Consider the following 10,923-nt stretch of genomic DNA (forward strand, 5'->3'; position numbering starts at 1 on the left):
TTTCCTCCTGGCGGAGCAGAGAGCGGGCATCACTGCCACGCTCTCGATTCGCGTCACGTGTTATTCGGTTTCCAGATCGATATCGATGCCGAGGGAACGAATTTCTTTGATCAACACGTTGAAGGACTCGGGCATGCCCGGCTCCATACGGTGATCGCCGTCCACGATGTTTTTGTACATCTTGGTCCGGCCGTTCACATCGTCCGACTTCACTGTGAGCATTTCTTGCAGAGTGTATGCAGCACCGTATGCTTCCAGTGCCCAGACCTCCATCTCCCCGAAACGCTGACCACCGAACTGCGCCTTACCACCCAGCGGCTGCTGGGTAACCAGGCTGTACGAACCGGTAGAACGAGCGTGCATCTTGTCGTCTACCAAGTGGTTCAGCTTCAGCATGTACATGTAGCCAACGGTAACCGGGCGCTCGAACTTGTTGCCGGTACGGCCATCAGTCAGCTGCATCTGGCCGCTTTCCGGCAGGTCAGCCAGTTTCAGCATGGCCTTGATTTCGCTTTCCTTGGCACCGTCGAACACCGGAGTGGCCATCGGTACACCGCCGCGCAGGTTCTTCGCCAGGTCCAGGATTTCCTGGTCGGAGAAGGTGTCCAGCTCTTCGTTGCGGCCGCCGATCTCGTTGTAGATCTCGTGCAGGAACTTGCGCAGGTCAGCGACTTTGCGCTGCTCTTCGATCATGCGGTTGATCTTCTCGCCCAGACCTTTGGCCGCGAGGCCCAGGTGGGTTTCAAGGATCTGACCGACGTTCATACGCGAAGGTACGCCCAACGGGTTGAGAACGACGTCTACCGGCGTGCCATTGGCATCGTGCGGCATGTCTTCAACCGGCATGATGACGGACACCACACCTTTGTTACCGTGACGACCGGCCATCTTGTCGCCCGGCTGGATGCGGCGGCGGATTGCCAGGTAGACCTTGACGATTTTCAGCACGCCTGGAGCCAGGTCATCGCCCTGCTGCAGTTTGCGCTTCTTGTCTTCGAACTTGTCGTCCAGCAGACGGCGGCGATCAACGATATAGGCCTGAGCCTTCTCGAGCTGCTCGTTCAGAGCATCCTCAGCCATGCGCAGTTTGAACCACTGGCCATGCTCAAGACCGTCGAGCACTTCGTCGGTGATCTCCTGACCTTTCTTCAGGCCCGCGCCGCCTTCGGCTTTGTGGCCGACCAGAGCGGAGCGCAGACGCTCGAAGGTCGCACCTTCAACGATACGGAACTCTTCGTTGAGGTCCTTGCGGATCTCGTCGAGCTGAGTCTTCTCGATGGACAGGGCACGAGCATCACGCTCAACGCCGTCACGGGTGAAGACCTGCACGTCGATGACAGTACCCTTGGTGCCGGTTGGCACACGCAGGGAAGTGTCTTTAACGTCGCTGGCTTTCTCACCGAAGATGGCACGCAGCAGTTTTTCTTCTGGAGTCAGTTGGGTCTCGCCTTTCGGAGTGACCTTACCGACCAGAATGTCGCCTGCGCCGACTTCAGCACCTACATAAACGATACCGGCTTCGTCCAGCTTGTTCAGTGCGGCTTCACCCACGTTCGGGATGTCCGCAGTGATTTCCTCAGGCCCAAGCTTGGTGTCACGTGCCACGCAGGTCAGTTCCTGGATGTGGATCGTGGTGAAGCGATCTTCTTGAACCACACGCTCGGACAGGCAGATGGAGTCTTCGAAGTTGAAGCCGTTCCATGCCATGAACGCGATGCGCATGTTCTGGCCAAGCGCCAGTTCACCCATATCGGTGGACGGGCCGTCGGCCATGATGTCGCTACGCTGAACGCGATCACCCTTGCTCACCAGCGGACGCTGGTTGATGCAGGTGTTCTGGTTCGAGCGGGTGTACTTGGTCAGGTTGTAGATGTCGACACCGGCTTCGCCAGTTTCAACTTCGTCATCGGCAACACGAACCACGATACGGCTAGCATCAACAGAGTCGATCACGCCACCACGACGAGCCACGACGCAAACGCCGGAGTCACGGGCAACGTTGCGCTCCATGCCGGTACCTACCAGCGGCTTGTCAGCGCGCAGGGTCGGTACAGCTTGACGCTGCATGTTGGAACCCATCAACGCACGGTTGGCGTCATCGTGTTCCAGGAACGGGATCAGCGACGCAGCAACCGAAACTACCTGCTTGGGCGATACGTCCATCAGGGTGACGTCTTCCGGCGCCTTGACGGTGAACTCGTTCAAGTGACGAACAGCCACCAGCTCATCGATCAGGACTTTCTTGTCGTTCATCGTGGCCGAGGCCTGAGCGATCACGTGATCGGCTTCTTCGATGGCGGACAGGAACACGATCTCGTCGGTTACCAGAGCGTCTTTCACCACACGGTACGGGCTCTCGAGGAAGCCGTACTGGTTGGTGCGCGCGTAGGCCGCCAGGGAGTTAATCAGACCGATGTTCGGGCCTTCCGGCGTTTCGATCGGGCAAACTCGACCGTAGTGCGTCGGGTGTACGTCACGCACTTCAAAGCCAGCACGCTCACGGGTCAGACCGCCCGGGCCCAGTGCGGAGACACGGCGCTTGTGGGTAATCTCGGAGAGCGGGTTGTTCTGGTCCATGAACTGCGAAAGCTGGCTGGAGCCGAAGAACTCTTTCACTGCCGCAGCCACAGGCTTGGCATTGATAAGGTCCTGAGGCATCAGGCCTTCGCTTTCCGCCATCGACAGACGCTCTTTGACCGCACGCTCTACGCGCACCAGGCCAACACGGAACTGGTTCTCAGCCATTTCGCCTACGCAGCGAACACGGCGGTTACCCAGGTGGTCGATGTCGTCGACGATGCCTTTACCGTTGCGGATGTCGACCAGGGTCTTCAGCACAGCAACGATGTCTTCCTTGCACAACACGCCCGAACCTTCGATCTCGGTACGACCGATACGACGGTTGAACTTCATCCGGCCGACCGCAGACAGGTCATAACGCTCAGGGCTGAAGAACAGGTTGTTGAACAGAGTTTCGGCAGCGTCTTTGGTTGGCGGCTCGCCTGGACGCATCATGCGATAGATCTCGACCAGCGCTTCCAATTGGTTGCTGGTGGAGTCGATCTTCAGCGTGTCGGAAACGAACGGACCGCAGTCGATGTCGTTGGTGTACAGCGTCTCGATGCGGACAACCTGAGACTTGGCGATTTTGGCCAGAATCTCGGTGTTCAGCTCGGTGTTGCACTCGGCCAGGATTTCACCGGTGGCCGGATGCACGATGACCTTGGCAGTAGTGCGGCCCAGGACATAGTCCAGAGGCACTTGCAGCTCCTTGATCCCGGCTTTTTCCAGCTGGTTGATGTGGCGAGCGGTAATACGGCGACCCTGCTCGACAATAACCTTGCCCTTGTCATCGAGAATGTCGAGGACAGCAATTTCACCACGCAGGCGCTGAGGCACCAGCTCCAGGCTGAGGTTCTCACCTTGCACATGGAATACGTTGGTGGTGTAGAACGCATCGAGCACTTGCTCGGTGGTGTAACCCAGGGCACGCAACAGTACCGACGCAGGCAGTTTGCGACGACGGTCGATACGCACAAACACGCAGTCTTTCGGGTCGAACTCGAAGTCCAACCACGAACCGCGGTAAGGGATGATGCGCGCGGAGTACAGCAGTTTACCGGAGCTGTGCGTCTTGCCACGGTCGTGGTCGAAGAACACGCCAGGGGAACGGTGCAACTGGGAAACGATTACACGTTCGGTACCGTTGATTACGAAGGTACCGTTCTCAGTCATCAGGGGGATTTCACCCATGTAGACTTCTTGCTCTTTGATGTCCTTGATCGCTTTGTTCGACGACTCTTTGTCGAAAATGATCAGGCGCACTTTTACCCGCAAAGGTACGGCGTAAGTTACACCGCGCAATACGCATTCTTTGACATCAAATGCCGGTTCGCCCAGGCGATAACCGACGTACTCCAGCGCAGCATTGCCGGAGTAGCTGATGATCGGGAAAACGGATTTGAAGGCCGCATGCAGGCCCACGTCGCGGAACTGATCTTTGGTCGCTCCCGCCTGCAAGAATTCACGATACGAATCCAGCTGGATAGCCAGAAGGTACGGGACATCCATGACGTCCGGCAACTTGCTAAAGTCCTTGCGGATACGTTTTTTCTCAGTATATGAGTAAGCCATCAGCGTTCCCCAGCTTGGTCACCTGCTTGTTTGGCCCCTCCCGACGGGAGCAGCCAGAAAATCGTGCAAACCCCATGGTCTGCGCCACCGCATCGGGTGGTTACCGCACGTTAATGGCGACGACCGAGTCGATTGCCAATAACGGAAAAAGGCCGGTGGCAAGAGCCACCAGCCATCAGCCTTTCGCTTAACGCTTGGGCTGGAGACGCAAAGTCGATGCTTACTTCAGCTCGACTTTAGCGCCTGCTTCTTCCAGAGTTGCTTTGGCTTTGTCAGCTGCGTCTTTCGATACAGCTTCCAGAACCTGGGCAGGAGCGCCGTCAACTACAGCCTTGGCTTCTTTCAGGCCCAGACCGGTCAGTTCACGTACTGCCTTAATTACGTTTACTTTCTTCTCGCCAGCTTCCAGCAGCATGACGTTGAATTCGGTTTGCTCTTCAGCAGCAACAGCAGCAACAGCTGGGCCAGCAGAAGCAGCGGCAGCGGAAACGCCGAATTTTTCTTCGAAAGCTTTGATCAGCTCAACAACCTGCAGAACCGACATTTCAGCTACGGCGTTGAGGATATCGTCTTGGGAGATAGACATTGCTGTATTTCCTGAATTGGGGGACGGCCTACGCGGCCATCGAAATAAACAAAAATACGCGAGAGAAAATGCTCAGCCTTAGGCTGCTGCAGCTTCTTTTTGTTCGCGAACTGCAGCCAGAGTACGAGCCAGCTTGCTGGTAGCGCCTTGAATCACGCTCATCAGCTGCGAAATAGCTTCGTCACGGGTCGGCAGTGTTGCCAGTACGTCGATTTGGTTAGCTGCGAGGAACTTGCCCTCGAACGCAGCTGCCTTGATCTCGAACTTATCCTGACCCTTGGCGAATTCCTTGAACAAACGGGCAGCAGCGCCTGGATGATCCTTGGAAAACGCAATCAGGGTCGGGCCGGTGAACACGTCATTGAGAACACTGTATTCAGTGTCCGCAACAGCGCGCTTGAGCAGGGTGTTACGTACAACACGTACGTAAACGCCAGCTTCACGAGCCTCTTTACGGAGTCCGGTCATAGCGCCTACTGTCACACCACGGGCATCAGCCACGACAGCGGACAGAGCAGCTTTGGCAGCCTCGTTGACTTCAGCGACGATGGCCTTCTTGTCTTCGAGATTAATTGCCACGGGTTTAACTCCTGCTTGTTACCGTTTCATCCAACCGGAGCCGGATGTCGTTTTGGTGTCTGATTCGGTAAGGAACCGGGAGCACCATCTGCGTAGGCTTGAGGTTTAAGACTTGCGTCGCCTACGGTCTTGGATAGCCCCCGCCAGGCAGGGACCCCAATCTTTCAATTGGCACGATGACTCATGCCAACCTGTGTCTTATACGTCCAGCGAGCCTTGGTCGATGACCAGACCTGGGCCCATAGTGGTGCTCAGGGTAACGCGCTTGACGTAGATGCCTTTCGAGGAAGCTGGCTTGATACGCTTCAGATCAGCGATCAGGGCTTCAACGTTTTCCTTCAGCTTGACGGCGTCGAAACCAACCTTGCCAACGGAAGTGTGAATGATGCCGTTTTTGTCGGTGCGATAACGAACCTGACCAGCCTTGGCGTTTTTAACCGCGGTAGCTACGTCTGGCGTTACGGTGCCAACTTTAGGGTTGGGCATCAGGCCGCGCGGGCCGAGGATTTGACCCAACTGACCTACAACACGCATTGCATCCGGGGAAGCAATAACGACGTCATAGTTCAGGTCGCCGCCTTTCATTTCGGCAGCCAGATCATCCATGCCAACGCGATCGGCGCCAGCGGCCAGAGCAGCTTCAGCCGCCGGGCCTTGGGTGAAGACAGCAACGCGTACAGTCTTGCCAGTACCGTGTGGCAGCACAGTTGCGCTACGAACGACCTGGTCGGATTTACGCGGGTCAACACCCAGATTTACAGCAACGTCTACGGACTCGCTGAACTTGACAGTCGACAGCTCAGTCAGCAGAGCGGCGGCGTCTACAAAGTTGTAGGCCTTGCCTGCTTCGATTTTGCCGGCGATAGCCTTTTGGCGCTTGGTCAGCTTAGCCATTACACACCCTCCACGTTAAGGCCCATGCTACGAGCAGAACCGGCGATGGTACGCACGGCTGCATCCATATCAGCTGCAGTCAGATCCGCGTTTTTGGTTTTCGCGATTTCTTCCAGCTGAGCACGGGTAACGGTGCCAACCTTAACGGTGTTAGGACGAGCGGAACCGCTAGTCAGACCAGCAGCCTTCTTCAGCAGAACCGAAGCAGGGGTCGACTTGGTTTCGAACGTGAAGCTACGGTCGCTATAGACAGTAATAATCACTGGAGTCGGCAGGCCTGGCTCAATACCCTGAGTACGGGCGTTGAAAGCTTTGCAGAACTCCATGATGTTCACACCGTGTTGACCCAGAGCTGGACCGACGGGCGGGCTTGGGTTGGCCTGAGCGGCCTTAACTTGCAGCTTGATGTAAGCGGTAATCTTCTTGGCCATGAGGCACTCCAATTACGGGTTCAAACGCCTCGAAAGGCTCCCCGGTTACTTGCGCGTTTATCCCAGTGACGACAAAACCCCACAGCCTAAGGCTGCGGGGTTGGGATGTTTGTTCTGCTAGACCTTTTCGACCTGGCTGAACTCTAGCTCTACCGGGGTAGAGCGACCGAAAATGAGCACCGCGACCTGAATCCGGCTCTTTTCGTAGTTAACTTCTTCGACTGTACCGTTGAAATCAGCGAACGGACCGTCGGTGACACGCACAACTTCACCCGGCTCGAACAGTGTTTTCGGCTTCGGCTTGTCACTACCATCGGCAACGCGACGCAGAATCGCTTCCGCTTCTTTGTCGGTAATCGGAGCCGGCTTGTCAGCCGTACCGCCGATAAAACCCATGACGCGAGGAGTATCCTTGACCAAGTGCCAAGTACCCTCATTCATATCCATTTGAACTAGCACATAACCAGGAAAGAACTTGCGCTCACTTTTGCGTTTCTGGCCATTACGCATTTCAACCACTTCTTCAGTGGGAACCAGAATTTCGCCGAAGCCATCTTCCATGCCTGCCAGCTTTACACGCTCTACCAGCGAGCGCATCACGTGCTTCTCGTAACCCGAGTAAGCATGCACAACGTACCAACGCTTAGCCACGGGACACCCTTAGCCAACAATCAAAGAAACAAGCCAGCCTAGCAGGGAATCCAAACCCCACAACAGCAACGCCATAACCAGAACAACAGCCACAACGATCAACGTGGTCTGCGTGGTTTCTTGGCGAGTTGGCCAAACGACTTTACGAATCTCGGTACGAGCTTCCTTTACCAGCACAAAGAATGACTTGCCCTTGGCAGTCTGCAGACCTACAAAGGCAGCTACAGCAGCAATAGCAAGCAAGGCGAGTACGCGGTACAGGATCGGCGAGGCGGAATAGTATTGATTACCAACAACGCCAACAACCACCAAAGCGACTACTACAAGCCACTTGAGCAGATCGAAGCGAGAGCCTTGAGCTTCAGCTTTAGGAGTCATCTATGAAGATCCTGTGAAAAGAAAGCCAGACACACCGAGTGAATCTGGCAGGTCAGGAGGGAATCGAACCCCCAACCTACGGTTTTGGAGACCGTCGCTCTGCCAATTGAGCTACTGACCTAAAACAAAATCAGGCCGACCATTATGCAGACCTGAAAAAGACATTACAACCACTTGACTGCTGAACTGCGGCCCAACATCACCTGCAAGCCGACCAATCCAACCCTTAAAACAAAGGCAGATATTTTCATATCTGCCTTGTCATATGGAGCTCTTGAGCGGATTTGAACCGCTGACCTCACCCTTACCAAGGGTGTGCTCTACCAACTGAGCTACAAGAGCAAAACACGCCGCACAACCTGCAAACTTGGAGCGGGTAGCGGGAATCGAACCCGCATCATCAGCTTGGAAGGCTGAGGTTCTACCACTAAACTATACCCGCGGAGCTTGCAGCTCACGCTAAAAATGGTGGAGGGGGAAGGATTCGAACCTTCGAAGTCGTAGACGTCAGATTTACAGTCTGATCCCTTTGGCCGCTCGGGAACCCCTCCTAAGCGAGCCGGCATTTTACATTACGCCGACCTTCTGTCAAGCATTTTCTCATTAAAAACCTGAGGTTAGCTGCGTTGACCTTCGCTCTACACTATCAACCCGTTAAGGTCATCACTGCTGAGCGGGCGCCATTCTATGCAACCTATTCCTGAGTTGCAACCCCCTCACAGGGCATTATTTTATGTTTTAACTCATTGAATTCCTTGGCAAGGTTCTGCAACAACGGATCGTCCAACAGGTTACGACTTTCAGGCTCAATACGAAGCCAAACACCCATCACGCCACCCAAACCAGCAGACTCACGTCGACTCCGAATCTGGAGTCCCGCCAGGCGCCGCTCCAAAGACTGAACCTCCTGCGAGCTGGCAAAGCCACCAACAAAGAGGCAAGTACTTTTGGCTTGCGGCGCCGCGCCACCTGCCCCCCACGACATACCCGTAATCGCCGACTCACTGACCAGCCGAATATCTTGCTGGGACCCGCGGTACAGCGTTAGCGGCATAACGTCTTTCGCCCTTAACGGCGCCTCCTGCTGATGCCAGAAGTAATAGAAGACATTGAGAACCACCAGCAACAAAAACAACCAACGCATAAACACCTCAAGACAATGGGCACGCCATCGCCAAGCCGACAAATACCAGGTCAGGGACGACCTTCGCCTTCGGCACTATGCTCGAGACCAGCGCCGCATCCCCACCTGTGAGGAATACTTCAAAATCGTCCCCCCAATAGCTGCGGGCCAACTCAAGCTGGGTCAGCACAAAACCCCGGAGCATCAATGTACATCCGCGCTCAACGGCCTCCACGGTTGAGCGACCAGGAGTAAAACTATCCAGCGCGCGCTCGGCAGCGATATCGTCATATCTTATTTTTCGTGTATGCGTTCGTAGCTGGTGACGCATCAACGGCATGCCAGGGCAGATAAACCCACCCAGGTGCTCACCATCTGCACAGATGAAATCCGCCGTGGCAGCGGTGCCGAAGTCGAGCACCAAACATGCCCCTGACGCCAGACGAAACCCTCCAAGCATCGCGAGCCAGCGATCCAACCCTAAGCGTTCAAAATCCTCATAGCCATTCTTCACCCCCGACATCTCCCGAGCAGGAGCAGCACAGGCGATAGAGACACCAAAGGCGTCCACCAAGACAGCAACTAGATTAGCGGTCTCCGCCGCAGCCCTGACACTTACCAGGCGGCAATGTTCCAATGAGAGCCCCACGAGGGCATGCAACCCTACCAACAGAGCAAGATCCGAATCAACGACGCCTTCGGCAAACACTCGCACCTTGTCCGCTTCAAGGACCCGCCATTTGATGAAGCTATTTCCACAATCGAGCTCAAGTATCATCACGCAACCTCAGACTCAGCTCGCCACCGCTATATGTGTTCTCAACCCCGGCCACATCCAGGCGCAAGGCCCCCTGCCGATCAATTCCAAGTACGACGCCATCAATCTGGCTAACTCCAGCAACGAGAGAGACCGCACACCCCTGCCACAGGTGATTTTTTTCCCATTCCGCCTGAATCGCCGCAAAACCAAACTGCTGATGACGAAGCAGGTAGCTCTGGAGCACACCTCCCAAGTGAGCCACCAGCTGATTACGATCAACCAATTCACCCGTTTCGAGCCGGATTGACGTCCATTGCTGATCGACCTCCTCAGCAACCCGCATGTTCGCATTAACTCCTATACCAAGCACGACGTGGCAAACATCCGCAGGATCACCGACCAGCTCCAACAAAATCCCAGCTATTTTCCTAGGCCCGACCAACACATCATTCGGCCACTTTAAGCCCGCCTCCGATACACCGGAATCACGTAGCGCCTGGAGCACCGCCAAGCCGACAACCAAGCTAAGCCCTTCTAGTTGCCGAAGACCGCCATCGATGCGTAGAACAAGACTGTAATAAAGGTTTTGAGCAAAAGGACTCACCCATTTGCGGCCACGTCGCCCACGCCCAGCCAACTGCTGTTCTGCGAGCACGAGAAATGGTGCAACCACTCCCTCCTCAACAAGACGTAAGGCGTGGGCATTTGTGGAGTCAACAGAATCAGAAATGAACATCGGCCAGCAGGACCCATGAGCGAGACTCATTATGGCGCCAGCCTCCAACAGCTGCAGCGGCTCAGCTAAACGGTACCCACGCCCTCTCACTCTATGGATAGGCATGCCAAGTTCAGATTCAAGGCGCTGTAGTTGTTTCCATACAGCACTTCGACTGACGCCTAGGATCGCGCCCAGCGCTTCACCCGAGTGAAACCGACCATCCTTCAGGAGCTTTAACAACGTCAGCATGCAAGCCTCGCCTCACAATGAGGCACGCATAATAGCCATGCCTCGGCCTATTGCATAGAAATCACAAGAGGAGTGAAGTGGTCAGGCATCCCATCTTGCGTAGCTAAGCCGACTGCCAACGATGTGACAACAACTCCCCAATTTCACTCACCCACTACGCCAGCAGTCGTCACAGACCAACTTGCCTTCCAATCTCCCAGAAAGTTGCGGGCATACAAAAATAGAGCAGATGCCGGCCTAAATCAAAGAGTGGTGCGGCAAGCCAACAACTTAGCTTCGCCTTTGCTACTCGAACTTTTCCATCGCGCAAAAACAAAACCCCATCTGCTTTCGCAAATGGGGTTTCGGAATTTAATCTTGACGATGACCTACTCTCACATGGGGAAACCCCACACTACCATCGGCGATGCATCGTTTCAC

At 55.3% G+C, this 10,923-nt stretch carries 10 protein-coding genes and 4 tRNA genes; all 14 read right to left on the reverse strand.

All coding sequences use genetic code 11. The features are described 5' to 3' along the window. Window positions 1-60: 60 nt before the first annotated feature. The gene (gene rpoB, locus AC19YT_RS22935; RefSeq protein ID WP_095109691.1) at window positions 61-4,134 is read right to left on the reverse strand and encodes a DNA-directed RNA polymerase subunit beta; all 4,074 of its coding nucleotides are present in this window, start codon (window positions 4,132-4,134) and stop codon (window positions 61-63) included. A gap of 220 nt (window positions 4,135-4,354) precedes the next feature. Beyond that, complete coding sequence (gene rplL / locus AC19YT_RS22940; RefSeq protein WP_003176432.1) at window positions 4,355-4,720, reverse strand: 50S ribosomal protein L7/L12; 366 nt, start codon at window positions 4,718-4,720, stop codon at window positions 4,355-4,357. 78 nt (window positions 4,721-4,798) lie between these two features. Then, a complete protein-coding gene (gene rplJ / locus AC19YT_RS22945; protein WP_095109692.1) occupies window positions 4,799-5,299 on the reverse strand; it encodes a 50S ribosomal protein L10 in 501 nt (166 codons plus the stop codon). Window positions 5,300-5,497: 198 nt separating this feature from the next. Beyond that, on the reverse strand, window positions 5,498-6,193 hold the full coding sequence (rplA, locus tag AC19YT_RS22950) for a 50S ribosomal protein L1 (RefSeq protein ID WP_003232403.1): 696 nt from the start codon (window positions 6,191-6,193) through the stop codon (window positions 5,498-5,500). Then, complete coding sequence (gene rplK, locus AC19YT_RS22955; RefSeq protein ID WP_003210097.1) at window positions 6,193-6,624, reverse strand: 50S ribosomal protein L11; 432 nt, start codon at window positions 6,622-6,624, stop codon at window positions 6,193-6,195. Before rplK ends, rplA begins: the two co-directional genes overlap by 1 nt. A 117-nt stretch (window positions 6,625-6,741) precedes the next feature. Continuing rightward, on the reverse strand, window positions 6,742-7,275 hold the full coding sequence (nusG, locus tag AC19YT_RS22960; RefSeq protein WP_003186097.1) for a transcription termination/antitermination protein NusG: 534 nt from the start codon (window positions 7,273-7,275) through the stop codon (window positions 6,742-6,744). A gap of 9 nt (window positions 7,276-7,284) precedes the next feature. Further along, the gene (secE, locus tag AC19YT_RS22965; RefSeq protein WP_009045851.1) at window positions 7,285-7,653 is read right to left on the reverse strand and encodes a preprotein translocase subunit SecE; all 369 of its coding nucleotides are present in this window, start codon (window positions 7,651-7,653) and stop codon (window positions 7,285-7,287) included. Window positions 7,654-7,698: 45 nt separating this feature from the next. Further along, window positions 7,699-7,774, reverse strand: a tRNA-Trp gene (locus tag AC19YT_RS22970). Between the two features lie 145 nt (window positions 7,775-7,919). Further along, window positions 7,920-7,995, reverse strand: a tRNA-Thr gene (locus tag AC19YT_RS22975). A gap of 26 nt (window positions 7,996-8,021) precedes the next feature. Then, window positions 8,022-8,095, reverse strand: a tRNA-Gly gene (locus tag AC19YT_RS22980). Window positions 8,096-8,119: 24 nt separating this feature from the next. Continuing rightward, window positions 8,120-8,204, reverse strand: a tRNA-Tyr gene (locus AC19YT_RS22985). Window positions 8,205-8,347: 143 nt separating this feature from the next. Then, a complete protein-coding gene (locus tag AC19YT_RS22990) occupies window positions 8,348-8,797 on the reverse strand; it encodes a hypothetical protein (RefSeq protein WP_095109693.1) in 450 nt (149 codons plus the stop codon). A 7-nt stretch (window positions 8,798-8,804) separates the two neighbouring features. Continuing rightward, window positions 8,805-9,554, reverse strand: coding sequence for a pantothenate kinase (locus AC19YT_RS22995; protein ID WP_095109694.1), 750 nt, complete (start codon window positions 9,552-9,554; stop codon window positions 8,805-8,807). Beyond that, window positions 9,544-10,503: a bifunctional biotin--[acetyl-CoA-carboxylase] ligase/biotin operon repressor BirA gene (gene birA, locus AC19YT_RS23000; protein ID WP_095109695.1), complete on the reverse strand. Its 960-nt coding sequence runs from the start codon at window positions 10,501-10,503 to the stop codon at window positions 9,544-9,546. The genes AC19YT_RS22995 and birA overlap by 11 nt, the downstream gene beginning before the upstream one ends. Window positions 10,504-10,923: the final 420 nt, after the last annotated feature.

It is taken from the genome of Pseudomonas sp. MF08875 (assembly GCF_059862525.1).